Below are 22,996 nucleotides of genomic sequence, written 5' to 3' on the forward strand. Positions count from 1 at the left end.
TTCGACTGTCGGAACGAGTACAGTTGAGTGGCTGCCGTCCGAGAGTCTCTCTCGATGAACAGATTCGACGGGAAGACGGCAGTCGTGACCGGCGCGGGGTCGGGGATCGGGCGGGCGTCCGCGCTCCGTTTCGCCGAGGAGGGTGCGAACGTCGTCGTCGCCGACGTCGCCGAGGAGAGCGGCCGCGAGACGGTCGAACTGGTCGAGGAGGTCGGGGGTGACGCGACGTTCGTGACGGTGGACGTCTCGGACCTCTCGTCGGTCGAGCGGATGGTCGAGGTCGCAGTCGAGACGTACGGGGGCCTCGACCTCGCGCACAACAACGCGGGCATCCTCACCGACTTCGTCGAGGTGAGCGACATCACGGAGGCGGACTGGGACCGGTTACTCGACGTCAACCTGAAGGGCGTCTGGGCGTGCATGAAGGCCGAACTCCCCGTCATGAACGAGCAGGGGAGCGGCGCTATCGTCAACACCGCTTCCGAGGCGGGGCTGGTCGGGATGGGCGGCCTCGGCAGTTACTCGGCCAGCAAACACGGCGTCGTCGGCCTGACGAAGACGGCCGCACTGGAGAACGCCAGTCGGGGGGTCCGCGTCAACGCCATCGCGCCCGGCCCGACGAAGACGAACATCCAGTCCGGACTGGGTGGTGGGCCGGGCGACGCCTCGTCGATAGCGCTTCTGGACCGCCTCAGGACCGCGGTTCGACTCCTCCGAATCGCGGTTCGCACGCTCCGGGCGGACTTCGACACCTCCGCGATGCGGGACGTGCCGATGGACCGCATCGCCGACCCCGAGGAGATGGCGGGCGCGGTCGCGTTCCTCTGTTCGGACGACGCCTCCTACGTCACGGGGCACACGATACCCGTCGACGGCGGGCAGGCGGCCGACTGAGTGACGGGGCGGTCTCGTTCCTGCTGTTCGGCCCGCGTCGAGCCGACGGCTGCGTAACTCCTTTACTCTGCGTACACGTACACGTACCCATGTCGTCGAAGAACATCTCGCTTCGCGAGGACGCCTACGAGCGACTCGCGGAGCAGAAACGCGAGGGTGAGAGCTTCAGCGACGTCGTCCTCCGGCTGACCGCAGACGACCCCGGTGACTTCTCGAACCTCATCGGTGCGGACGTAACCCCCGTTCTCGAACCGGAGGAGGTTCCAAGCGGCAGGACAGAAGCAGACGAGCGCCGTGAACGTCGACTACGCGAGCGCATCGAGAGCCACCGTGACTGAGTACCTCCTCGACACGAGCGTTCTCATCGACCTCGTCTACGAGGACGGGGAAGCGATTCGCGTCCACGACGACATCGCAGGCGACGCCGCGACGACCACCGCAAGCGCCTACGAACTGATGAAGTTCTTCGAAGAGACCCCCGGCCTGCTCGCTCGGAAGACCGTGTTCGATCTCTCTCCCGAGGATGCGGCCGAAGCGGGGCGGCTCTACCGGGAACTACACGGCCGGGGGGCGCTCCTCGGTGAGGTCGATACGCTCATCGCTGGGACTGCACGCTCCCGAAACCTCACGCTCGTCACTCGCGACGACGACTTCGAGCGCGTGGCCGATCTTGACCTGCACCTGTTCTAGCACTGACGGCCACTATCGGTCTCTCGCTCAGTTCAACTGCCAGAACCCGTAGTTGAGGTACGTCGCGAAGCTCACCCACGCGAGGTACGGGACCATGAGCAGTGCCGCCCGGCGGTCGATACGCCAGAACGCCGTGGTGGTCGTGCCGATGGCGAACAGCAGGAGGAGGATGACGACCAGTCCACCGAGTATCGCCTCCTGCCCGAAGAAGACGAACGACCAGGCGAAGTTGAGCGCTAGCTGGACGCCGAAGAGGCCGAGCGCGACCCGCAGTTCTCGTCCTCTCCCCTCGCGCCAGACCAGCCACGCCGCCACGCCCATCAGCGCGTACAGCGTCGTCCAGACGGGGCCGAACACCCAGTTCGGCGGGGCGAGTGCTGGCTGTTCGAGCGTCGCGTACCACGACTCGACGCCGGTCGCGGTGAACACCGCTCCGGTGATGCCGACGAGTTCACAGAGGAGGATGGCCCCGGCGAGCGTCAGCAGCGGTCGCTCGTGCGGGAGTCGTGACTGGGTGACCGATGCCATGGCGGACCGTACGGGCGGGAGAGAGATAGGGGTTCGCCGGGGCGACGGTGAGCGGGGCTGGCCGAGTCGGCCGAACCTGGCGATGCGAACGTGTCGGCCGTGACACCGGATTCGGCACGTTCGGAACAGTTTTACCCGACGCTGGGCCAAAACAGGGGTAATGAGCGAACTCGACGAGGAGTACCAGTTGGCGTACTTCGAAGAGGAGGGGTTCACTCGTCACGAGTGTCCGTCCTGTGGGGACCACTTCTGGAGTCGCGACCCCGACCGGGAGACGTGCGGGGAGCCGCCGTGTGCGCAGTACACGTTCATCGGCGACCCGGGGTTCGACGAGGAGTACACGCTCGAGGAGATGCGCGAGGCGTTCCTCTCGTTCTTCGAGGACCACGACCACGAGCGCATCGAGCCGTACCCAGTCGCCGCGAACCGCTGGCGCGACGACGTGCTGTTGACGCAGGCATCTATCTACGACTTCCAGCCGCTCGTCACCTCGGGGCAGACGCCGCCGCCCGCGAACCCGCTCTGCATCAGTCAGCCCTGCATCCGGATGCAGGACATCGACAACGTCGGGAAGACGGGCCGCCACACGATGGCGTTCGAGATGATGGCCCACCACGCGTTCAACGCCCGCGAGGACCTGGAGGACCCCGAGCAGTACGCCTACGAGGGTGAGGTGTACTGGAAGGACGAGACGGTGCGCTACTGCGACCAGTTCTTCGAGTCGATGGGTGCCGACATCGACGACATCACCTACATCGAGGACCCGTGGGTCGGCGGCGGGAACGCCGGCCCCGCCATCGAGGTCATCTACCGCGGTGCCGAGTTGGCGACGCTCGTCTTCATGTCGATGGAGCAGGACCCCGACGGCGAGTACGAGATGAAGGACGGTAACCGGTACTCGCCGATGGACACGTACATCGTCGACACCGGCTACGGTCTGGAGCGCTGGACCTGGATGAGCCAGGGGACGCCGACGGTGTACGAGGCCGTCTACCCCGAGATGACGGCGTTTCTGAAGGAGAACGCGGGCGTCGAGCTGAGCGACGAGGACGCAGAACTCGTCCACGAGGCCGCGAAACTCGCGGGCAACCTCGACATCGACGAGGCCGAGGACATGATGGCGGCCCGCGCCGACATCGCCGCCGAACTCGGCGTCGAGCGGGCGTACCTCGAGGAACTGATGGAGCCGCTGGAGACCATCTACGCCGTCGCGGACCACTGCCGGACGCTGGCGTACATGCTCGGCGACGGCATCGTCCCCTCCAGCGCCGGATCGGGCTACCTCGCCCGCCTCGTGCTCCGCCGGACGAAGCGCCTCGTCGACGACGTGGGCGTGGACGCGCCGCTGGACGAACTCGTCGACATGCAGGCCGAGCGGCTGGGCTACCAGAACCGCGACACCGTCCGCGATATGGTCCGCACGGAGATGGAGAAGTACCGCGAGACGCTCGAACGCGGCGGTCGGCGGGTTCGACAGCTCGCAGACGAGTACGCCGAGCGCGACGAGCCGATTCCGCTGGAGGAGGTCGTCGAACTGTACGACTCCCACGGCATCCAGCCGGACATGGTCGAGGAGATAGCGGAGGAGCGCGGTGCCTCCGTCACCATCCCCGACGACTTCTACGGGCAGGTCGCGGCCCGTCACGGCGGCGGCGACCTCGCGCAGGTCGAGACCGAACGCGACGAGCGGGTGGCCGACCTCCCGGAGACCGAGCGACTGTTCTACGACGACCCCGACGGGACGGAGTTCGAGGCGGTCGTCATCGACGTGCTCGACCGCGAGGGCGGCTACGACGTCGTGCTCGACCAGACCATGTTCTACCCCGAGGGTGGTGGCCAACCGGCCGACCACGGGACGCTGTCGAGCGACGACGCCAGCGTCGACGTCACGGACACGCAGTCCGAGGACGGCGTCGTCCTCCACCGGGTCGAGGAACCCATCGGCAAGGGCGACTTCGTCACCGGGCGTATCGACACCGCCCGCCGCCGTCGGCTGATGGCCCATCACACCGCGACGCACGTCGTCGGCTACGCCGCCCGGCAGGTGCTCGGGACGCACATCCGGCAGGCCGGTGCACAGAAGGGGACCGACTCCTCGCGCATCGACGTCCAGCACTACGAGCGCATCTCGCGCGAGGACGTGAAGGCCATCGAGCGAGTCGCGAACCAGGTCGTGACGGAGAACACGAACGTCACGCAGGAGTGGCCCGACCGCCACGAGGCCGAGAGCCAGCACGGCTTCGACCTCTACCAGGGTGGCATCCCGCCGGGGACGAACATCCGCCTCATCCACGTCGGCGACGACGTCCAGGCCTGTGCCGGGACCCACGTCACCCGTACGGGCGACATCGGGACCATCAAGATACTGAGCACCGAGCGCATTCAGGACGGCGTCGAGCGCATCACGTTCGCCGCTGGCGAGGCCGCCATCGAGGCGACCCAGCGCACCGAGGACGCGCTGTACGACGCCGCGGACGCGCTCGACGTCTCCCCGGCGGAGGTGCCGGACACCGCCGAGCGGTTCTTCGAGGAGTGGAAGGCCCGGGGCAAGGAGATAGAGGACCTGACCGCCGACCTCGCGGAGGCCCGCGCGGCGGCCAGCGAGGGCACCGAGGTCGAACTGGGCGACGTGACGGCCGTCGTCCAGCGACTCGACGGCGACACCGACGAACTCCGGGCGACGGCGCACGCGCTGGCCGACGACGACAAGGTCGCCGTCGTCGGGTCCGGTGTCGGGGGGAGCGCGCAGTTCGTCGTCGCCGTCCCCGACGGCGTCGCGGTCAACGCCGGCGAGGTGGTCGGCGAACTCGCCGGTCGCGTCGGCGGTGGCGGTGGCGGCCCGCCCGACTTCGCACAGGGCGGCGGTCCCGACGTGGACGCACTGGACGACGCACTGGAGGCCGCACCGGCTATCCTCGAACAGAAACTCGACGCCTGAGCGTCGGACGCTCCAGCGAATCGCCGTTTCTGCTTCTGCTCCGGAACGCAACGCCGATACCCCTCCCGAGCGCAGACGCTACCATGCCGTTCGTCGACCGCGACGACGCTCGCCTCTACTACGAGACCAGTGCCGACGAGAGCGAGGCCGCCGCCTCGGAGAGCGAGGCCGCCGCCTCGGAGAGCGAGGCCGCCGCCTCGGAGAGCGAGGCCGCCGCCTCGGAGAGCGAGGCTACTGCCTCGGAGAGCGAGGCTGCCGTCCCGAACGACGCCGATACGGTCGCGTTCGTCGGCGAGACGGGCTACGCCGCGTGGCAGTGGTCCTGGCAGTACCCCGCCGTGTCGGGGCCGTTCGAGGCGCTGGTCACGGACCTCCGGGGGAGCGGTCGCTCGGAGACGACGAGCGACTCGTTCGACGTGACGACGCTCGTCGCCGACCTGGGGGCGGTGCTCGCCGACCACGGCGCGCGCCGGGTCCACCTCGTCGGCGCGGGCCTCGGCGGGATGGTCGCGCTGGAGTGCGCCCGCGTGTCGGGTCGCGTCCGCAGTCTCTCGCTGTTCGGGACGGCGCTGTCGGGCGACCGGTTCGACGAGGGGATGCTCTCGGTGCTGGGCGGTCGCGGCCCCGACTCGCTCGCGCCCTGCTTCTCGGAGTCGTTCTTCGACCGCCAGCGCGAGGTCGTCGCGGGCGTCGAGAAGTGGCGAGCGGACGACGCCCCCGACGCCGTTCGTGCGGCGCAGGTCGACGCGCTGCTCGACTACGACTGCGCCGACCCGTACGAACTCACCGTCCCGACGCTCGTCTGCCACGGCGAGGACGACCCCGTGGTGCCGGTCGAGGCCGGGCGCGACCTGGCCGACGCGCTGCCTCGGGGTGAGTTCTGTCCGCTACCGGGCCGCCACCTCGCGCACGTCGAGTCCTCGCGGGTCGCCAACGACGAACTCGTCGGCTTCCTGGCCGAGCGAGCGTAGTCAGCTCTCCGCTCCGGCCCTGGACTTCGCCATCGAACGTCTTCCGAACTGTCTACCGGAGTGGACTGTACGACACAGACGACTGTCTTCTGCAGTGTTATTCGACACTTTTCGGTCGGTATCCTCCGACAAACGACGGCGCAGTGGTGCGATTTCGGGCTTGGGAGTGACCGATGATGATAGTTGTCGCATACTCTCACTCAGCAGACCTGTAACTAATGGTCGAAATGGTGGAGAGGAAATCGCATGGATTCGGACGAAACCATCACAGGTGGGTCCTCTCGGCCCACGAATACGACAGCAGGGGAGAATCGATGAAGCGATTCGTAGCCGTACTCATGACCGCGTTGCTGGTCACGTCGGCCGTCGGGGCTGGTATGCTCGTGACCACGAACGGCAACGACGACGACCAGTCCGCGTCGGTCTCGTTCGACGGCTGTACGGCCGTGGACATCACGGGGGTCTCGGTGAACGCCCTGGCGGATGGCGAGGCGAAACTGGACGTCTACAACACGGAGACCCAGACATCCGAGACCGTCACACTCGACAGTAGCGACGTCGACGACGGTATCAGCGTCGTGAGCGGTACCGAGGCGAGGCTCTCCCTCGGCGACGAGTACCACATCGAATCCGTCACGTTCGTCGGCATCCTCGGTGGGGAGACCTACGAGAACCCGAACGACTGTGGCGCGCCCGACGATGGGTCGGACGCACCCACGACGGACGACGTGAAAGCGGGCATCCTCCTGACCGGTATCTGCTCGGACAGCGAGGACGGCCTCTCGAAGATGCGCGTCCGCAGCGACCTCGCCCAGAACGTCACGCTCGACTACCGCGTCGCGGGGTCGGGTGAGACGGGCACCGTCGAGGCGGTCGCCGGCGAGGACGTGTTCTTCAACGTGAACACGAGCGGCGCGACGACGGTCGTCCTCATGTACGAGGGCGACAACGTCGAGACGAAGAACGCCAACACGAACAGCGAGTGCGACCTCGGCGAGCCGAACGTCGACTCCGAGGAGATTCGACTGACGGCCATCTGTACGGACGACGAGGACGACCTCGCGAAGTTCCGTGTCGTCAACGACAACGACGTCGGCGTCAGCGTCGACTACGACGTCTACGGGACCGACCAGAACGGTAGCCTCTCGCTGAACGCCAGCGAGACGACGTACTTCACCGTCGAGACGGACGACGCGGGCGACGCGACGGTCCGACTCGAGTACGACGGTGAACTCATCCAGACCAAGGCCGCTGGCAACAGCGAGTGCGACCTCGGCGAGCCGAACGCAGAACCGACCGAAGTCGGCGTCGAGTACGAGTGCACCGACGACGGTGCGACCGCGACGGTCACGAACGAGAACGACGTGCCGGTCACCATCGAGGTCGGCGGCGACGCGTCGCTGACCGAGACCATCGAGGCAGGTGGCAACGTGACGTTCTCGAACGTCGCGAACGGCGAGTACAACGTGACGACCATCGCCGACGGTGAGGAGGTCGGCACGCAGACGGTCACCATCGACTGCCAGAAGTCCGACGAGGGTGACGACGGCGACGAGGGTGACGACGGCGACGAGAGCGACAACGCCGGCGATGGCCAGAACGGTGACGACGACCAGAACGGCGACGACGTGCCCGCCTACCAGATCGACGTCGCGACGGGCGACGTCATCGAGCAGCTGGGTGTCGACGGCGACGACGCCGACGACGCACCCGACTTCTACGAGCGGCAGGGTCGCCTGCTGCAGGCCCAGACCGTCCTCGCGGACGGTGAGGTCACCAGCCAGTTCATGGTGCCCGACGGCGAGGTCACGAAGTCCCTGAACGGCTGCATGGTCAGCTACGAGGCGGTGAGCTACGACGCCTCGTCCGGCGAAGTCACGCTCGACGTGAGCGTGAGCGACGACGCGGACTGTGAGGGCGTCACGCTGACGCTGGCCGGCTACGAACTGCCCGGCGACGACACCACGTTCGTCCGCGAGCACGCCGACGACCAGGAACTCGTCGACTCGAAGACCGTGACCGTCGACGCTGGGTCCTCCAGTACGGTCACCATCGACCTCGACGGCTGAGCAGCGAGCGACGAACGACATCGACGTGAGCAGGTGCGCGCCTGCTCCACCCATTCTTTCGAGCACGCACGCGCCCAGCGGTGCCACCGTCTCGACGTGCGACTGTGTCGCATACTGCACCGAGCGTAACGCACTAACAGGGTCGTGGCGTAGCGAGGGTAGATGGAACGTCCCCGACTCGCTTTGCTGAACGCCGCGCGCTCCGGTGAGAGTACCCGCCGGAACTTCCGCCGGGAACTCGACGCCGACCTCGCCGAGTTCTCCGTCGTCGACGGTCAGCTACCGCCCGAATCGCCCGCAGACGGTCAGATACCGTACGACGGCGTCGTCGTCACCGGCTCACGCTCGTCGACGTACGACGACGAACAGTGGATCGACGACGCCTGCGAGTGGGTCCGCGCGGCCCACGACCGCGGCCTCCCCATCCTCGGCGTCTGCTTCGGTCACCAGTTGCTCGCCCGCGCGCTCGGCGGGACGGTCGAGGCGATGGGCGCTCGCGACACCGACGCCGGGTTCGAGATCGGCTACCGGACGGTCGAGCGGACCGCCGAGACGCCGCTGCTCGCCGGGCTGAACGACGAGTTCACGGTGTTCACCACGCACGGCGACACCGTGTCGGAACTGCCCGACGGTGCGTCGGTGTTCGCCGAGAACGAGTACGGCGTCCACGGCTTCCGCGTCGGCGACGCCTTCGGCGTCCAGTTCCACCCGGAGTACGACCAGGAGACCGCACGCGAGGTCACGCGGGGCAAGGAGTTCCTCGGCGAGGAGCGCATCGAACACGTCCTCTCGGGCATCACGCAGGAGAACTACGCGTCGGCCTGCGAGGCGAAGCGACTGTTCGACAACTTCACCGACCACGTCGACGCCGTCCGGGCCGAACCGGCCGCGGACTGACGATCGCGGCTCTCCCACTCGCGCTCTCGCACTCTCTCCCTACGCCTCACTTGCTCCACCGCGTCCGTCCCGTCGTGTCGACGAGTCGGCCGACCGCCGGGGAGAGCCAGCGCCGTTCGACCGCGTCGAGCGCGCGCTGGGTCGCGAGCAGGACGGCGACGGCGACGACGACGACGACGCCCGCCCGGACCGTCGAGAGCAGGCCGAGCGAGACGATGAGGGTGGTCGCGCAGGCTGGCGCGTGGCGGAGGTCGGTCCACACCATCACGACGGCGGTGAGCGCTAGCGAGAGGACGCCCGCCGCGGCGAGGTGGAGCGCGGCCCCCGAGAGCGGCGCGTGGCTCTCGACGACGACGAAGCCGTCGGCGAACAGTCGGTACGCGACGAGACCGGCGACGACGCCGATGGCGTGCCCGCCGACGACGCGGTCCGGTCGGCTCTCGGCGGCGTCGGGCCGGAGCGCGAGGACGTACGCCGAGGGGCCGAGACTCGGGAACAGCGCGCTCACCCCGGTCGCCCAGGTGAGACCGCCGAGCACGGCGAGCATCCCCGCCGCGAGGGTGCCCGCGCGGAGCGCTTCCCGTGCGTCGCCGCTCGGTTCGAGCATACGCCAGCCTGTCGCTCGCCCCGCAAAGGCGACACGGAACGGCCGCCGACGAACGAGCGTTTTTACCCGGCGCGACCCGACTCGCGGGTATGCTCGACTACGTCGGTCTCGAATCGGACCTCGACGCCGAAGAGCGGATGATTCGCGACACGGCCCGCGAGTTCGTCGACGAGAAGGTGCGCCCGGACGTCGGCGAGCACTGGATCGAGGGGACGTTCCCGACGGACCTCGTCGAGGAGATGGGCGAGCTGGGGTTCTACGCGCCCAACCTGGATGGCTACGGCTCACCGAACGTCTCGGAGACCGCCTACGGTCTGCTGATGCAGGAACTCGAGGCGTGTGACTCGGGATTGCGCTCGATGGCGAGCGTGCAGGGAGCGCTCGTGATGTACCCCATCCACGCGTTCGGCAGCGACGAGCAGAAAGACGAGTGGTTGCCCGCTCTCGGGAGGGGCGAGGCGGTCGGCTGTTTCGGTCTGACCGAGCCACAGCACGGGTCGAACCCCACCGCGATGGAGACGTACGCCGAACGCGACGCCGAGGGCTACACGCTCAACGGCTCGAAGACGTGGATCACGAACTCGCCGATTGCGGACGTGGCCATCGTCTGGGGACGCGACCGCTCGGCCGAGGACACACCAGTGCGGGGCTTCCTCGTCGAGACCGACCGCGACGGCGTCTCCACCAACAAGATCGACGAGAAGCTCTCGCTACGGGCCTCTATCACGGGCGAGATCGGCCTGAACGACGTCTACGTCCCCGAGGAGAACGTCCTTCCCGAGGTTTCCGGGATGAAGGGACCGCTGTCGTGTCTGACGCAGGCGCGCTACGGCATCGCGTGGGGTGCGATTGGCGCAGCGCGGGACTGCTTCGAGACGGCTCGGGAGTACGCGACCGACCGCGAGCAGTTCGGCGGTCCCATCGCTCGATTCCAGCTCCAACAGCAGAAACTGGCGGAGATGGCGACCCAGATAACGACGAGTCAGCTGCTCGCCCACCGCCTCGCCGAGTTGAAAGAGCGCGGCGAACTGCGCCCCCAGCACGTCTCGATGGCGAAACGCAACAACGTGCGGATGGCCCGTGACCAGTCACGCATCGCCCGCGAGATGCTCGGTGGGAACGGCATCACGGCGGACTACTCGCCGATGCGCCACATGGCCAACCTTGAGACCGTCTACACCTACGAGGGGACCCACGACATCCACACGCTGATTCTCGGCCAGGACCTCACCGGCTTCGCCGCCTACGAGTGACGCGGGTCGGAGGGAAGTGAGCGACCGAGATCGCCGGTGTTCCACTCGAAACGACACCCTTTCTTCTCGATAGGTCTCCGGAGCCGTACCGACCGGTCCGGCGACGCGACCGGACCAACTAAGGCGATTCCCGTCCCCGATTCGGCTATCCTCTCCCGGTCGGAGCGGCCGCGCCGGTCCGTCTCCGACCGTCTACCCGCGTGACGGGGCCGACCATGACACGAGACGTATCCGAGGCGCTCGCACAGCACACCGACCAGTTCACCGTCGGTCCCGAACTCCACCGCGTCCCGCCACACGTCACCCACGAGGTGACCGTCGACGGCCGCCGCGCGGTCTGCAAGCGCGCGACGAGTGCGGAGGGCGACCCCGCGACCGAGGGTGCGGTGCTGGGGTTCGTCGCCGACCACACGTCCGTCCCGGTCCCAGAACTCCTCGGGACGGGACCCCACCACTTCGTCGCCGCGTGGTGCGACGGCCTCCCCGACGAGGCCCGCGACGACGAGGCGTGGGCGCGCGCCGCCGGGGCCGGACTGGCGCGCCTCCACGACGAGACGGCGGGTCGATTCGAGCGGTTCGGCGCGCTCGAAGCGACAGACGGCGGCATCTCCCTCGTCGGCGGTGGCGTGTCGTGGCCCGAGGCGGCGCTCGCGTACCTCGACGAGAAGCGTCGGTTCCTCGCGGCGAACGGCCACGACGAGGCGGCGACCGTCGCCCGCGAGGTGGCGGTGTTCGCACGCGACCAGCCAGGGGCGTTCGAGACGGCCGCCGACCCGGTGCTCTGTCACGGAAACTGGCTCCCGGAACACGTCGGCGTCCACGACGGGGCGGTGACGGGCGTCGTCGACTTCGAACACGCGCTGGTCGCGCCGCCCGCGTTCGACGTCTGGCGGGTCGCGCTCCCGGTGTTCGCGGGGCCGGACGGGTTCGACGCCCGGTTCGAGGCGTTCCGGGGGGGCTACGAGTCTATCCGGGCGCTCCCGGCGGACCTCGACGAGCGAGCGGCGGCGTTCCGGGTGCTCAACGGCGTGTCGTACCTCCGCTCGCTGTACCTGCAGGACCAGCACGACGAGGCGGAGACGGCCCGTCACGCCGACTACTTCGCGGAGCGCGTCGACGCGACGTTGGGGGACCTGCGCGACCGACTCGCCTGAGCGACCGGGTCGCTACGCTCCTGGCTCGACGCCTTCGCTTGACTCCCTCGCTCGACTACTCGACGGAGTCGGCGCGTCGAATCTGCCCCCACCAGTCGCGGTGGTCGGCCGCCCACCGGTAGCTCTCCTCGCGGAACGCGGCGTAGCCCGGTACCTGCCGGAGCAGCCCGAGGGCGGCGCTCGCGGGGATGTTCGACCGGGCGAGCGTCTGTTCGATGGCCTCGCCACAGGAGTAGACGGTCCGCCCGACGAGCAGGTGGGCACACTCCTCCCAGTCGTCGGGGAGCCTCGCGCGCTGTTCGTCGGTCAACTCGTCGAATCCGACGGCGTCGACGGGAGCGACGCGGACGGCCCAGCGGGCGCACCAGGTACAGAACCCGCAGTCGTCGTCGTAGACGAGTTGCGGGCGCGTTCGACGGCGTTCGCTCATGGTCGTGGCACGAGTCCGAGCGTGGAAAATCCACCGACGCGGCGGGGTATCGCGTCCGTGCTCCGCGCCTTCAGGTGAACCGGCCGGTCTCCGCGCCGCAGCCCTCGCAGATGGTCAGCAGCGCGTCCTTCTCGTCGGTCGGTTCGATGCGCTGTGGGGTGCGCTCGCCGCAGTCCTCGCAGTCGCGCAGTATCTCGGTCTCGCCGGTCTCGGCGGGCGCACCGAGTGCGACGGCGACCACGCGCTCGTCGCCGCGGTTCCACCCCTGTTGCCACTCGTTCGGTTCGAAACGGACCGCCTCGCCCTCGCCGACGACCGTCTCGCCGTCTTCGGTCTCGAAGGTGGCCTCCCCGCTCACGACGAAGAACACCTCCTCCTGGTCGGCGTGGCGGTGGTAGCCGAACGCGAACGACTCGCCCGGCGCGAGTTCGAAGTAGTTCATCGCCAGCTTCTCGACGCCGAGTTTCTCTCCGACCGGTTTGCGGACGCTGGCCGGACTCATCCACGCGTCGACGTCGTCGGTGCGGACGTGCTCCATACGCCGCCCGTCGGCGGGCGCTGTGATATCGTTTTCCACACCTACCGCGTGCTCGCCTTCTACTTGACGTGGCGCGACGCGTCCCGCGGCTCACTTCGAACCGCGCTGCTCACGGTTCACTGCGTTCACCGTTCGCTAGTCCGCGGTTCTCGTTCGCTGCGCTCACTCCGAATCGCGCTCCCCGCGAGGCGCTTAAGTGTCCCACCGCCAAAGCGCCAGCAATGGCTATCGACCCCAACTTCGCCGAGTCGCGCGAGCGCTCCTCCGTCAGCGACTGGCTGGACATCGACGCCGACTACGACGTCTGGGGGGAGGTCGACCAGCCCGACCGGCTGGGTATCCACGGCACGCACGTCGCCGTCGACTTCGACATCTGCGACGGCTCCGGGCCGTGTCTGGAGAACTGCCCCGTCGACGTCTTCGAGTGGACCGAGACGCCCGGCCACCCCACCAGTGAGCGGAAAGCCGCGCCCGTCAACGAGAGCCAGTGCATCGACTGTATGCTCTGCGTCGACATCTGTCCCGTCGACGCCATCGACGTGGACGGCTCGCGGGGCTGAGACGGCTATCTCTGTGGTGTCTCGTGGCGGTGGTGAGCGGTGCGGTCGCTGTGCTGTACGGGAGCGGTCAGTGCGGTCCCAGTTGTACCGCGAGCGAACGAAGCGAACGCCGGCTGAAACCCCCGAAGGGGGCGACGCCGGTTTTTAGTCCCATTGTGAGACGCTTCGCGTCTCACAGGCTCCCAGAAGCTTCGTCGCCGAAACCGTTGGTTTCGGCTGGCACGCGAGAGCTTCGCTCTCGTGAACGTCACCGGCGGCTTCGCCGCCGGTTGCTAGCGGGACGGAGTCCCGCGCGCTTGCCGGGAGAGGTTTTGCCAGGGAGCCGCTGGCGACCGACGAGCAACGCGAGTCGGGTCACCAGCAAGCGACCGTCACCAGAACTGCTGCGCAGTTCTGGCTGGCTCACGAGAGCGGCGCTCTCGTGAACGCAGCGAAACGTGGCGTGGCAGAAAGTGGTGGTCGTTAGTCGAACCGGTCGGTCTCGATCTCGTCCTGGAGGTCGTCGAGCCAGCCTTCCTCTCGCAGTTCGTCCATCCGCTGGCGGAAGTGAGGGCCACAGAGACCGACCTTGACTCCGCCGCGCTCGACGGAGATGTCTGCGGGGTCGTCACAGTAGTGACACTGCATACGCTAGCTACGGGACGACACTACTGAAGGGTTGCGGGTGCGGGGAGGACCGCCGCTGTCGAACGAGTTAAATCGCTACGCTGTTGCGGAAGGCGCGGTACTCGTCGCGGTCCAGTCCGGCCCGGCCGAGCACCTCGTCGTGGGCGTCGCTGCCGCCGGTGACGGTGAGGTCGTGACGCTCGATAGCCTGCTCGACGGGCCGGAGGTCGACCTCGCGGCCGTAGTCGTAGTGGTACTCGACGGCGTCGAGGTGCTCGCAGAGCGCGAGCGCGGCCTCGGGGTCGCCGTACCGGAGCGGGTGGGCGAGGCTCACGAGGCCGCAGGCGTCCGTGAGGAGGTCGACGCCGCGCTCGAACGACGGGACGGCGCGAGCGACGTAGCACGGCCCGTCGTTGCCGATGAGGTGCTCGAACGCGCCCTCGTAGTCGTAGGGAGCGTCGCTGTCGGCGATGGCGCGGGCGACGTGCGGGCGGCCGACGCCCGGTTCGAACGCGACGTCCAGTTCGGCACCGGTCTCGCGCTCGACGCGGTCGACGATGCGCCGGGCGCGGTCGACGCGGTCGGCCTGGATGCGGTCGGTCTCCTCGTCGAGGGATGGGGTGTCGGTGACCGCGTAGCCGAGCAGGTCGACCTCCTGGTCGCCCGCGTCGACGCGCAGTTCGATGCCGTGGACGACGGTGACGCCGCGGACGTGCGCGACCGGTGTCGAGAGGTCGGGGTGCGTCCGGTCGTGGTCCGTGACGGCGACGACGGGGACGTCGTACTCGTCGGCGGCGGCGACGAGCGTGTCGAGTGTGAACGTCCCGTCGGAGTTCGTGGTGTGGGTGTGGAGGTCGGCGACGACCATGGGTGCCGTCGGCGAGTGGGGGCCTTCACGCCACCGACTCGTCGTCGCCTGGCGGCACTCGCTGGGGCCGCGGAGGGGGTCTTGAGTGTGCCCCTTCAACGTCCTTAAACAATCGATGATGAATTATAGTGAACGTTTATGAAGGACCTCGTGGTCCGTGCGTGTATGCGACAGTTCACCGAGGCGACGGAGGAGTTCGACGCCCACAACTACCCTGCGACGGCGCAGGAGATAATCGACGAGCACGGCGACATGGTGCTCGACCTGCCCAACGGGTCGGAGACGGTCGAGGAGGCGCTCGAACCGCTCGGGACGACGACGTTCGAGGACGCCGAGTCGGCGCGACTCGCCCTCTACAGCACGGTCTCCAGCAAGGCCATCGGCCGGAAGTTCTACTCCGACCGCGACCCGACGGCGGTCGGCGAGAACGGCCCCGAACAGGTGAGTTTCTGAGAGACGGGCGACGCGCGTAGTTTCGTACCACTCACGGGGCCCTTGGATTCCCAGTCAGGTCGTGGCCCCATCTTCTGCGGTCGATGACGTCACTCGGGAGCGACGCTTCTCGCACTTCTACACCCGGCTCTCGCCATCCGTGGCCTGCCGAGCGTCCGCGACACTCCCCGACTGCTATTCCGTCGTGAACGAGGCGACGGAGTTATTGTTCTGTGTTAACAAGGGGCAGTATGTCTCGGGGTCTCGCGGACGCTCACGACCGAGGTGGCGAGGTACTGAGCGAACGACTCGCGCAGACGGTGGTGGCCTGCGACTGCGGGTTCGCGGACTCGCTGCTCCGCGGCGAGTGGCGGGCGCGCGTCGACCGAGCGCCTCGCTCACGGCACCTTCGCTACAGTCTCACCTGTCCGGACTGTCGGGACGTCACGGTCGTCGAACTCAGCCTCTGAGTCGACTCAGAGCCAGTACACCGCGTCGCCGAGGTCGACGGGGGAGTCGCCGTGGCGGTACGCCTCGACGGACCCGTTCGGGCGCATCCGGTAGACGATGGCGGGTGCGTGAGCGACGGCTGGCCGTTCGGCGCGGATGGTGTTCCACTGGTCGTCCCGGAACGACGAGCAGTCGACGAGCAACAGCGCGTTCGGGTGGGCGTCTAGCTGGTCCTCGGTCTTCGCGTCCGCCGTCGCCCTGAGTGCGGCGATGGGCGTGTCGGCCGCACGCGTGGAGGGCGGACCGGGTCTGGTCACCTCGACGAGCGTGTCGCCGGAGCGCGGGAGGTCACGGCGCGGCGTGTCGCGGACGCCGTCGCCCACGACGAAGTCCAGCGCGTGACCGCTCCCGAGGTCGATTTCGGGGACGAACTCGGTGTCCGAGTCGGCGAGCAGTTTCGCGGCGTGGAACTCGGCCATCGACGCCCCCATCCTGACGACGTCGACCTGTGGACTGGTCCCCAGTTTCCCCGCCATCGTCTCGCGGTACGGGTCGAGGATACCCGTCTCCAGCAGTGACTCGTAGAACCGGAGGACGCGGTCCCGGTCGGCGTCGGGGAAGCCGGCAGCGTGGTCGCGGAAGAACGACCGGGTGCTGTCGCGGCCGTCCTTCGAGAAGAAGACGGGGAGGAAGAACCAGGCGAGGTGCGAGTACTCGGCCAGCCACGGGTCCTGTTCGGCGAGGTCGGCGAGCAGTTCGCGCTGTGCCCACCGGGCGACGCCGTAGGGCACCTCGTCCCAGCCGAACTTGTCGGTCCGCCACAGCACCTCGGGCGTCTCGGTGTTCCCGAGCCAGAAGGCCGTCGGGCGTTCCCCCTCCTCGTTGTACCACGCGAACAGCGCGACGTCACCGTTCGCCATGTCGAGACGGACGCCCGCGTACGGCTCCGGTGGCGGCACTCGGGTCTCGCCGAGCGTCGCACCGAACCGGTCGTCGAGCGGTGCGAGGAGCGAACGCTCGACCCGTCGCTCGGACCACGCTTCGGTCGACCGACGGAATCGTAACGGTCCTGCCACGGTTCGTGCTTCCTCCGAGAGCGGTTAGCAGTTACGACCCCGATATCGTCCGGCACGCACCGGCCCGCGCGTCACCCTGTCGTATCTCCGAACTGTCGATTACCACTGTCGGACGTTCATCGAAATTATCCGTTACATTGATACTCTGTAGTTCGCAAGACTATGTGTACCATGTCAATGGGTGCCTATGACGAAGACGAGCACGAGCGTCGCGAGGCGAAGGCGGCCGCGGTCGACACGGACTTCGACGACGAGCGGACGGAGTACCGGGGGAAACTCGAGTACGACTCCGGCGAGTCCGCCGAGGCGCTGCTCGACCAGTTCAAGGAGATGAAGTCCCGGTAGTTCGGTTTCCCGACTCCTGCGGTGTGACGCTACTCCCGAGCGACGGCACCGTCCCCGTGACCATCGGTGGTGTCCGTCCGCGCTCTGAGTGTCACCAGCACCGACGACGACCCCGCCACGAGCCAGACGGCCAGGACGTGGCCGACGAGGACGGCGACGATGACCGGCTGGCTGCGGACGAACGGGACGAGCACGAGCTGTGCGGTGGCGAAGGCGACCACCTCCAGGTCCGCCCGGCGGAGCGCTCGCGCCGTCGGTTCGTCGAACCGGTAGCGCACGGAGCGCCACAGCGCGACCACCGAGGCCCACCACGCCGTCCCGATGCGGTAGCAGACGTCCCAGAGGACGAGCAGCGTGACGTAGACGGCGAGGACCGGCGGCTCCGGGCCGAACAGCCGTTCGAGCAGCGCCGGGGACTCCTGCGCCCCTGTCGTGAACAGGTAGGTGAGGAAGGCGACGTACGCCAGCACCGCCAGCACCACCTCGATGCTCGACCCGAACAGCAGTCGCGGGTACGCCGGGGGGAGGCGCTCGGACCGGACGAGTCGCGAGATGCGCAGCATCTCGACGCTCCCGATAGCCGCGACGACGACGGCGGCGGTGCCCGCGAACAGCGTCTCGGTCGGGAAGCCGTAGACGGCCCAGACGACGACGACGGCCACCTCGAACACCGCTAGCTGGATGCCGATGGCGAGCGGTTTGGACACCCGGATGCCCGGTAGCGCCGAGACGATGGACTCGTAGGTCCACGTCTCGCCGAACTCGACCTTCGCCATTCAGCGCGCTCCGCGGGGCTGCGGGCGCTCGGTCGGCGGCTCGGCGTCGTGGAGCTGGTCGGGACCGAGCGCGCGCTGGACCGCCTCGTCGAACGTCGTCGGGTCGACGGGGACGAGGTCACGGATGCGCGTGTCCTCGACGACGACGGGGTTGCGCATCCCGTCGACGAGCGGTCGAGCGACGCTCATCTCCACGTCGGTCGTCAGCACCAGCCAGTACGACGACAGTCGGGGCGTGAGGACGGGCACCGGGACGACCAGCGGTCGGCGCCCCCGCGACAGTTCGGCGGTGCGTTCGATGAGTTCCCGGTAGGTCAGCACCTCCGGCCCGCCGATCTGGTAGGTCTCGCCTGCGGTCTCCGGCACGTCGAGCACGCCCACGAGGTACGCGACGACGTCGTCGACGGCGATGGGCTGGCACTCCGTGTCGACCCACTGCGGCGTCACCATCACCGGCAGGCGCTCGGCCAACTGGCGGACGATGTCGAAACTCGCCGACCCGTCGCCGACCACTATCGCGGCCCGGAGGACGGTCACCTCGGGGTCGCCCTCCCGGAGGATGGTCTCGACCTCGCGGCGGGACTTGAGGTGTTTCGAGAGGCGGTCGCGGTCGTCGCCGAGTCCGCTGAGGTAGACGACCCGCGACAGTCCGGCCTCGTTCGCCGCGGCGACGAACTGCCGGGCGGCGAGGCGGTCGCGCTCCTCGAACTCGTCGCCCGCTCCCATCGAGTGGACGAGGTAGTACGCGGCCTCGACGTCCGCGAGGGCGTGTTCGAAACTGCCGGCCTCCAGCAGGTCGCCCTGCTCCACCGTGATGCCCTCCGGCGGGTCGTAGTCGCTCGGGTCGCGCACCAGTGCGACGACGTCGTGGCCCGCCTCGACCAGCATCGGGACGAGGCGACTCCCGACGAACCCGGTCGCGCCGGTGACCAGAACTCGCATAGAGAAGCTAGGGGCGGGACGCGCTTACCCCTTGGCCTCCCGGCGGTCGGGTCGGCGGTTTCCACGCGCCCGGTGGGTTCGATTCGCGAAGGGGTGAACCGAGCGCGTCAGAACAGCCTGGCCGGGTGTGGCGGGAGTTCGGGGCCGGGACTACCGGTCCGGCCGCGCGCCCCGGTCCGACCGCGGGCGGCCGCCCGGCCGGTCCCCTCGGGGTCGTCGACGGGGTACTCCTCGCCGCTCAGCGGGATGTCGAAGTACGACTCCGCGTCGACCGACGACAGTTCGGGGTCGGCCGCCAGCGCCTCGAACGTCTCGACGAAGCCGACGCGCGACGCCTCGACCTTCTGCCCGTACGCTCGCGACCCGACGGAGTCGGACTGGCCGGATATCTCGTACAGCATCCCCGCGGCGTTCGTCCGCGGGCAGAGCGCGTCGAGGTACGACCCCCAGAGCGTCGTGTAGCCGTAGCGCGTCACGGTGTCGAAGTCGTCCCAGGGGTCGGTCTCCGCGGCCAGTCGCTCCTCGACGAGGCTGTTGAGGCGGAGCGACCGCTGGCTCGTCGCCTCGTCGATGAACGGGTTGACGGCGTCCTCGACCGGCCCCTCGCCGTCGTAGAACGGCGCGCGGTCGAGGTAGGACGGGCCGAACGCCGCCATGACGCTCATGACGGAGGGTTCGGCGGGGTCGGTGTCCGGCACCGTCGGGATACCCTGGTGGTGGTGGGTGATGGCGTAGTCGGGGTCGGCGCGCAGGAACGACCGCGTCACGGCGCGCACCTCGGGAGCGAGCCGTAGCCCGCTCGATTGCAGCGTGTACCCCTCGTAGGGCATGTCGAGTCGGTGGCGCGTCTCGTCGTTCCGCTCGTAGCCGGTCCACCACTCCTCGGGGAGGTAGTCGGTGTGGCCCCCACCGTGGTTCCCGTGGTTTCCGTTTCCGTTCCCGTTGCCCTTCGCATCGTTCTCGCCGTTCCCGTTGCCCTCGCCGTTCGACTCGCTCTCGCCGCCCTCGGCTCCGTTCGGACCGCCGCCGTGTCCGGGTCGCCGGTCGCCGAGTTCCGCCCGGAGGTTGAAGTCGCGGTTCATGTCGTAGCCGCTCGGCGGGTTCGGCTGGGCGAACGGGTGGTCGTCGCCCTGCGCGTAGTGGTAGTACGGTTCGTACCGCGAGTCGGACTCGTCCCACTCCTGGGTGTTCTGCCGCCGGGTGATGCGCTCGTCGTCGCCGTCGGTGTCGGTGTCCCAGCCGAACATCGCGCCGTCGGGGTTGACCCGCGGGACGACGGTGACGGTGAGTTCGCGCAGCACGTCCTCGAAGCGGTCCGGTTCGGCGGTGACCTGCTGGAGCACCTTCACGATGGCGTCGGTACCCGCCGGTTCGTCGCCGTGTATCTGGGTGATGAGGTGGACGTTCGTGTCGCCCTCGCCGAGCGTCACCTCCCAGATGGGCGCGCCCAGCCCCGCCGACCGGCCGATAGGCCGGAGCGAGACGTGCCGACTCCTGTCCAGCAGGCGGAGTTGCTCGGCCAACTGCCGGTTGGTGAGGTACGCGTTCGGGTTCGGGGGTTCGTCGTCGTCCTGTGCGGCCACGCTGGGGAGGCCCGCGGCCGCCACAGCGATGCTCGTCGTGGTGAGGAACTGTCGTCGTCTCATGTGCTACCAGCACCCACAGACTGGGGGTGACTACCGTTCTCACCTCTCTGCAATCAATCTGTTTATCGGTAGAATTTTGTGAAATTAACTCTCGTCGTCCGAAGATATCGACGGGTTACGCGACCGGAGCGACGACCTTCGACGTCGGGGTCGTCTCTCCCTCGTCGGGTTCGTCGCGGCCGCCGTCGCTCGCCCGGGAGCGCTCCTCGGTCAGGTAGCCGGGGCCGGCGTCCAGTTCGATGCGGGCCGTCTCGGTCCACGTCCGCTCGTCGACGACGACCAGTTCCGACCCGGCGACGTAGAGGTGGTCGCCGATGTAGACGGCGCGACGCGGATTGTCGACGTCTATCTCGGCCACCCGGTCCAGCGAGTAGTCGAACACCTGTCCACCGGTCTCGGTCGGGAGGAAGAACACCTCCTTGCGGGCGTCGAGCAGGAACGCGTGGTGGTCGTGGGCGGCCTCGGACCAGCGCGCGTCGAGCACCGTCTCGTGGGCGATGGTCGGGTCCGTGGGGTCGCTGGAGTCGAAGACGACGAGTTTCACGCGGCCGTCCTCCTGGCCGACGCCGAGCACCTGGTCCTCGCCGAGCGGGTGGAGGTACGTCGAGACGCCGGGGAGCTTCAGTTCGCCCTCGACTGTGGGGTTCTCGGGGTCCGAGAGGTCGAGCACGTGGTACGGGTCGATCTGCCGGAACGTGACGACGTAGCCCCGGTCGCCGTCGAACCGGACGCTGTAGATGCGCTCGTTCTCGCCCATCCCCGTCGCCTCGCCGGTGATATCGAGCGACTCGGCGTCGAGGACGTAGAGGTCGTTCTCGGACTCGGTGGTCCCGCCGCCGACCGTCGTCGCGATGCGCAGGTGGCCGTCGTGTTCGTCGATGGAGAACTGGTCGAGCGGCTGGCCCGGCACCGCGCCCGTCGCTTCGACCGAGAGGTCGTCCGTCGAGACGCGGACGACGTGGGTCGTCGTCAGCGAGCGCTTGCGGTCGTCGAGGTAGCTCCGGAAGCCCTCGTAGATGGTCTCCCGGGCCTCCTTCTGTTCTCGGGCGTCGAGGGTGCGGAACCACTGTTCGAGCGTCGCCTGCACCTCGACGGCTTCGGCCTGCGGCGAGAGGTCGTAGCCCTGGACCTCCTCCAGTCGGGCGGCCACGTCGTCGGGAATCTCGGAGCGACCGTCGTTCAGGAGGTACTGGAGCATGGCCTCGCGCTGGTCGGTGTACTCGGTGTAGGTGACGTACAGCGCGTTCTCGGACATCGAGACGACCGACCGGTAGGTGCCGACGAACGAGACGCGGTCGCCGACCGTCCCGTCGTGGGGGTCGAGCGTCGTCACGGTGTACGTCGTGTCGACGGGCATCGGGTCGCGCGGGTGGAGGACGTCGGTGCAGGCCACCTCCGCACCGCCGACCGGTTCGACCGGGCACGCACGCGGGGCCGTCGAGAGGACGAGGTAGACCTGCCCGTCGGTCAGCCGCGCGGTCCGGACCTGCGCGTCGAGCGCGTGCTCCCAGCGCTGGGTCGGGTCCTCGGGGTCGCTCACGTCGTACCCGGTGATGCGGTCGCTCCCGATGACGACCAGCGTCTCGTTCACGAGGAACAGCCGGCCGCCGTCGGGCACGCTGGCGACGGCGGCGGGCGAGTCGGCGGGCAGCGCCGCGATGACCTGCGTCGCCCCGCTTCGCGTCCCGCTGTAGTAGATGTGCTTCCCGTCGGTCTTGATGACGTCCGCCTCGTCGATACCGGTGACCTGCACGTTCGTCGAGGAGTGGGCGGGCGCGGCGCTGCCGCCGTCGTCGCCGCTCGCCGCTCCGGCGCTGGCGGCGCTCTCGGTGGCGGCCGCGGTGTCGGTCCGGCCACCGTCTGCGGCCGTCTCGGCGACGGCCCCGCCACCGACGGCGACACCGTAGTAGCCGCTGCGACGCTCGCCGTCGGCGAGGTAGCTGGCGAACGACTCTTCGGAGTCGGAGGTGACCATGGAGAGCGGTTCGGGCGAGTCAGCGTTCGCCTCGTCGGGGAGGAGTGCGGAGCCGACGAGTCCGGCGACGCCGACGGCAGCGACGACGACCACGACGGCCATCGCGACGCCGACGCCTCGCCTCGTGTCGGGAATCGGGGAGCGCATACACTCGGTAGCACGTACCAGAGGGTAGTCGTTGTGGAGCGTCAAATGGGGGTTTGAGGGTCGCTCGACGGGGACGTGTCGGGCCGACTGCTGTCGAGCGGTGGAGGAAGTGGAGGGCCGGTCGGGGAACCGGTGCGCCCGGTGGGACCGGGCAGGGGGACCTGAGACTGTCGGAGGGGGCTCCCGCCGAGGGGCAGCGGGAGA

Annotated in this window: 24 protein-coding genes; 13 read left to right on the forward strand and 11 right to left on the reverse strand. The window is 68.6% G+C overall.

Annotated elements, in window-relative coordinates; translation table 11 throughout:
• Positions 1-54: 54 nt before the first annotated feature.
• The 3 genes from MX571_RS05840 (at position 55) to MX571_RS05850 (ending at position 1,584) form a co-directional block, all read left to right on the forward strand.
• The gene (locus tag MX571_RS05840; RefSeq protein WP_247414648.1) at positions 55-894 is read left to right on the forward strand and encodes an SDR family NAD(P)-dependent oxidoreductase; all 840 of its coding nucleotides are present in this window, start codon (positions 55-57) and stop codon (positions 892-894) included.
• Between the two features lie 89 nt (positions 895-983).
• A complete protein-coding gene (locus tag MX571_RS05845) occupies positions 984-1,232 on the forward strand; it encodes an antitoxin VapB family protein (RefSeq protein ID WP_247414649.1) in 249 nt (82 codons plus the stop codon).
• Positions 1,225-1,584 (forward strand): type II toxin-antitoxin system VapC family toxin, encoded by a 360-nt coding sequence (locus tag MX571_RS05850; protein ID WP_247414650.1) that lies wholly within the window; start codon positions 1,225-1,227, stop codon positions 1,582-1,584. The genes MX571_RS05845 and MX571_RS05850 overlap by 8 nt, the downstream gene beginning before the upstream one ends.
• 27 nt (positions 1,585-1,611) lie before the next feature.
• On the opposite strand, the gene MX571_RS05855 is transcribed toward MX571_RS05850, so the two are convergent.
• Positions 1,612-2,112, reverse strand: coding sequence for a TspO/MBR family protein (locus MX571_RS05855; RefSeq protein WP_247414651.1), 501 nt, complete (start codon positions 2,110-2,112; stop codon positions 1,612-1,614).
• 160 nt (positions 2,113-2,272) lie between these two features.
• Here MX571_RS05855 and alaS point away from each other — a divergent pair, with 160 nt between their 5' ends.
• The 4 genes from alaS to MX571_RS05875 all read left to right on the forward strand — a co-directional run bounded on the left by alaS (position 2,273) and on the right by MX571_RS05875 (position 8,987).
• On the forward strand, positions 2,273-5,050 hold the full coding sequence (gene alaS / locus MX571_RS05860) for an alanine--tRNA ligase (protein ID WP_247414652.1): 2,778 nt from the start codon (positions 2,273-2,275) through the stop codon (positions 5,048-5,050).
• An 83-nt stretch (positions 5,051-5,133) separates the two neighbouring features.
• Positions 5,134-6,021: an alpha/beta fold hydrolase gene (locus tag MX571_RS05865; RefSeq protein WP_247414653.1), complete on the forward strand. Its 888-nt coding sequence runs from the start codon at positions 5,134-5,136 to the stop codon at positions 6,019-6,021.
• Positions 6,022-6,335: 314 nt separating this feature from the next.
• Complete coding sequence (locus tag MX571_RS05870) at positions 6,336-8,090, forward strand: hypothetical protein (protein WP_247414654.1); 1,755 nt, start codon at positions 6,336-6,338, stop codon at positions 8,088-8,090.
• A 162-nt stretch (positions 8,091-8,252) separates the two neighbouring features.
• Positions 8,253-8,987, forward strand: coding sequence for a type 1 glutamine amidotransferase (locus MX571_RS05875; RefSeq protein WP_247414655.1), 735 nt, complete (start codon positions 8,253-8,255; stop codon positions 8,985-8,987).
• 46 nt (positions 8,988-9,033) lie between these two features.
• Here the strand turns inward: MX571_RS05875 and MX571_RS05880 are convergent, their stop codons facing one another.
• Positions 9,034-9,594, reverse strand: a complete 561-nt coding sequence (locus MX571_RS05880) for an HPP family protein (protein WP_247414656.1) — start codon at positions 9,592-9,594, stop codon at positions 9,034-9,036.
• An 89-nt stretch (positions 9,595-9,683) separates the two neighbouring features.
• On the opposite strand from MX571_RS05880, the gene MX571_RS05885 reads away from it, so the two are divergent.
• Both MX571_RS05885 and MX571_RS05890 read left to right on the forward strand, forming a co-directional pair.
• The gene (locus MX571_RS05885) at positions 9,684-10,847 is read left to right on the forward strand and encodes an acyl-CoA dehydrogenase family protein (protein WP_247414657.1); all 1,164 of its coding nucleotides are present in this window, start codon (positions 9,684-9,686) and stop codon (positions 10,845-10,847) included.
• Positions 10,848-11,062: 215 nt separating this feature from the next.
• A complete protein-coding gene (locus tag MX571_RS05890) occupies positions 11,063-12,001 on the forward strand; it encodes an aminoglycoside phosphotransferase family protein (RefSeq protein ID WP_247414658.1) in 939 nt (312 codons plus the stop codon).
• Positions 12,002-12,056: 55 nt separating this feature from the next.
• Here the strand turns inward: MX571_RS05890 and MX571_RS05895 are convergent, their stop codons facing one another.
• Positions 12,057-12,431 carry a DCC1-like thiol-disulfide oxidoreductase family protein gene (locus MX571_RS05895; RefSeq protein ID WP_247414659.1) on the reverse strand — a complete coding sequence of 125 codons (375 nt, stop codon included), beginning with the start codon at positions 12,429-12,431 and terminating at the stop codon, positions 12,057-12,059.
• Positions 12,432-12,501: 70 nt separating this feature from the next.
• Positions 12,502-12,969: a cupin domain-containing protein gene (locus MX571_RS05900; RefSeq protein ID WP_247414660.1), complete on the reverse strand. Its 468-nt coding sequence runs from the start codon at positions 12,967-12,969 to the stop codon at positions 12,502-12,504.
• 221 nt (positions 12,970-13,190) lie between these two features.
• Here MX571_RS05900 and MX571_RS05905 point away from each other — a divergent pair, with 221 nt between their 5' ends.
• Positions 13,191-13,529: a 4Fe-4S dicluster domain-containing protein gene (locus MX571_RS05905; protein ID WP_247414661.1), complete on the forward strand. Its 339-nt coding sequence runs from the start codon at positions 13,191-13,193 to the stop codon at positions 13,527-13,529.
• A 462-nt stretch (positions 13,530-13,991) separates the two neighbouring features.
• On the opposite strand, the gene MX571_RS05910 is transcribed toward MX571_RS05905, so the two are convergent.
• The gene (locus MX571_RS05910; RefSeq protein WP_247414662.1) at positions 13,992-14,156 is read right to left on the reverse strand and encodes a DUF6757 family protein; all 165 of its coding nucleotides are present in this window, start codon (positions 14,154-14,156) and stop codon (positions 13,992-13,994) included.
• Positions 14,157-14,223: 67 nt separating this feature from the next.
• Positions 14,224-15,003, reverse strand: a complete 780-nt coding sequence (locus tag MX571_RS05915; RefSeq protein ID WP_247414663.1) for a PHP domain-containing protein — start codon at positions 15,001-15,003, stop codon at positions 14,224-14,226.
• A gap of 165 nt (positions 15,004-15,168) precedes the next feature.
• Here MX571_RS05915 and MX571_RS05920 point away from each other — a divergent pair, with 165 nt between their 5' ends.
• The gene (locus MX571_RS05920) at positions 15,169-15,456 is read left to right on the forward strand and encodes a DUF5789 family protein (RefSeq protein WP_247414664.1); all 288 of its coding nucleotides are present in this window, start codon (positions 15,169-15,171) and stop codon (positions 15,454-15,456) included.
• A 230-nt stretch (positions 15,457-15,686) separates the two neighbouring features.
• Positions 15,687-15,905 (forward strand): hypothetical protein, encoded by a 219-nt coding sequence (locus MX571_RS05925; protein WP_247414665.1) that lies wholly within the window; start codon positions 15,687-15,689, stop codon positions 15,903-15,905.
• Positions 15,906-15,911: 6 nt separating this feature from the next.
• On the opposite strand, the gene MX571_RS05930 is transcribed toward MX571_RS05925, so the two are convergent.
• Positions 15,912-16,961, reverse strand: a complete 1,050-nt coding sequence (locus tag MX571_RS05930; RefSeq protein ID WP_247414666.1) for a DUF5784 family protein — start codon at positions 16,959-16,961, stop codon at positions 15,912-15,914.
• Between the two features lie 171 nt (positions 16,962-17,132).
• Between MX571_RS05930 and MX571_RS05935 the strand changes: the two genes are divergently transcribed.
• Positions 17,133-17,306 (forward strand): DUF5786 family protein, encoded by a 174-nt coding sequence (locus tag MX571_RS05935; RefSeq protein WP_247414667.1) that lies wholly within the window; start codon positions 17,133-17,135, stop codon positions 17,304-17,306.
• Between the two features lie 29 nt (positions 17,307-17,335).
• Here the strand turns inward: MX571_RS05935 and MX571_RS05940 are convergent, their stop codons facing one another.
• The 4 genes from MX571_RS05940 to MX571_RS05955 all read right to left on the reverse strand — a co-directional run bounded on the left by MX571_RS05940 (position 17,336) and on the right by MX571_RS05955 (position 22,792).
• The gene (locus MX571_RS05940) at positions 17,336-18,082 is read right to left on the reverse strand and encodes a DUF7530 family protein (RefSeq protein WP_247414668.1); all 747 of its coding nucleotides are present in this window, start codon (positions 18,080-18,082) and stop codon (positions 17,336-17,338) included.
• The gene (locus MX571_RS05945) at positions 18,083-19,024 is read right to left on the reverse strand and encodes an NAD(P)H-binding protein (protein ID WP_247414669.1); all 942 of its coding nucleotides are present in this window, start codon (positions 19,022-19,024) and stop codon (positions 18,083-18,085) included. It lies immediately after the preceding gene.
• Between the two features lie 107 nt (positions 19,025-19,131).
• On the reverse strand, positions 19,132-20,670 hold the full coding sequence (locus tag MX571_RS05950; RefSeq protein WP_247414670.1) for a M14 family zinc carboxypeptidase: 1,539 nt from the start codon (positions 20,668-20,670) through the stop codon (positions 19,132-19,134).
• Between the two features lie 115 nt (positions 20,671-20,785).
• A complete protein-coding gene (locus MX571_RS05955) occupies positions 20,786-22,792 on the reverse strand; it encodes a beta-propeller domain-containing protein (protein ID WP_247414671.1) in 2,007 nt (668 codons plus the stop codon).
• Between the last annotated feature and the right edge of the window lie 204 nt (positions 22,793-22,996).

Origin of the sequence: Halomarina salina (genome assembly GCF_023074835.1) — an archaeon.
GTDB classification, from domain to species: Archaea; Halobacteriota; Halobacteria; order Halobacteriales; family Haloarculaceae; genus Halomarina; species Halomarina salina.

Bases quoted from the DNA above. Each gene is read 5' to 3' on its own strand.
- MX571_RS05865 (WP_247414653.1), top strand. From the start codon at position 5,134: ATGCCGTTCGTCGACCGCGACGACGCTCGCCTCTACTACGAGACCAGT.
- MX571_RS05915 (WP_247414663.1), bottom strand. From the start codon at position 15,003: ATGGTCGTCGCCGACCTCCACACCCACACCACGAACTCCGACGGGACG.
- MX571_RS05900 (WP_247414660.1), bottom strand. From the start codon at position 12,969: ATGGAGCACGTCCGCACCGACGACGTCGACGCGTGGATGAGTCCGGCC.
- MX571_RS05925 (WP_247414665.1), top strand. From the start codon at position 15,687: ATGTCTCGGGGTCTCGCGGACGCTCACGACCGAGGTGGCGAGGTACTG.
- MX571_RS05875 (WP_247414655.1), top strand. From the start codon at position 8,253: ATGGAACGTCCCCGACTCGCTTTGCTGAACGCCGCGCGCTCCGGTGAG.
- MX571_RS05940 (WP_247414668.1), bottom strand. From the start codon at position 18,082: ATGGCGAAGGTCGAGTTCGGCGAGACGTGGACCTACGAGTCCATCGTC.
- MX571_RS05910 (WP_247414662.1), bottom strand. From the start codon at position 14,156: ATGCAGTGTCACTACTGTGACGACCCCGCAGACATCTCCGTCGAGCGC.
- MX571_RS05845 (WP_247414649.1), top strand. From the start codon at position 984: ATGTCGTCGAAGAACATCTCGCTTCGCGAGGACGCCTACGAGCGACTC.
- MX571_RS05885 (WP_247414657.1), top strand. From the start codon at position 9,684: ATGCTCGACTACGTCGGTCTCGAATCGGACCTCGACGCCGAAGAGCGG.
- MX571_RS05950 (WP_247414670.1), bottom strand. From the start codon at position 20,670: ATGAGACGACGACAGTTCCTCACCACGACGAGCATCGCTGTGGCGGCC.
- MX571_RS05945 (WP_247414669.1), bottom strand. From the start codon at position 19,024: ATGCGAGTTCTGGTCACCGGCGCGACCGGGTTCGTCGGGAGTCGCCTC.
- MX571_RS05870 (WP_247414654.1), top strand. From the start codon at position 6,336: ATGAAGCGATTCGTAGCCGTACTCATGACCGCGTTGCTGGTCACGTCG.
- MX571_RS05920 (WP_247414664.1), top strand. From the start codon at position 15,169: ATGCGACAGTTCACCGAGGCGACGGAGGAGTTCGACGCCCACAACTAC.
- MX571_RS05840 (WP_247414648.1), top strand. From the start codon at position 55: ATGAACAGATTCGACGGGAAGACGGCAGTCGTGACCGGCGCGGGGTCG.
- MX571_RS05880 (WP_247414656.1), bottom strand. From the start codon at position 9,594: ATGCTCGAACCGAGCGGCGACGCACGGGAAGCGCTCCGCGCGGGCACC.
- MX571_RS05890 (WP_247414658.1), top strand. From the start codon at position 11,063: ATGACACGAGACGTATCCGAGGCGCTCGCACAGCACACCGACCAGTTC.
- MX571_RS05895 (WP_247414659.1), bottom strand. From the start codon at position 12,431: ATGAGCGAACGCCGTCGAACGCGCCCGCAACTCGTCTACGACGACGAC.
- alaS (WP_247414652.1), top strand. From the start codon at position 2,273: ATGAGCGAACTCGACGAGGAGTACCAGTTGGCGTACTTCGAAGAGGAG.
- MX571_RS05855 (WP_247414651.1), bottom strand. From the start codon at position 2,112: ATGGCATCGGTCACCCAGTCACGACTCCCGCACGAGCGACCGCTGCTG.
- MX571_RS05955 (WP_247414671.1), bottom strand. From the start codon at position 22,792: ATGCGCTCCCCGATTCCCGACACGAGGCGAGGCGTCGGCGTCGCGATG.
- MX571_RS05935 (WP_247414667.1), top strand. From the start codon at position 17,133: ATGTCAATGGGTGCCTATGACGAAGACGAGCACGAGCGTCGCGAGGCG.
- MX571_RS05905 (WP_247414661.1), top strand. From the start codon at position 13,191: ATGGCTATCGACCCCAACTTCGCCGAGTCGCGCGAGCGCTCCTCCGTC.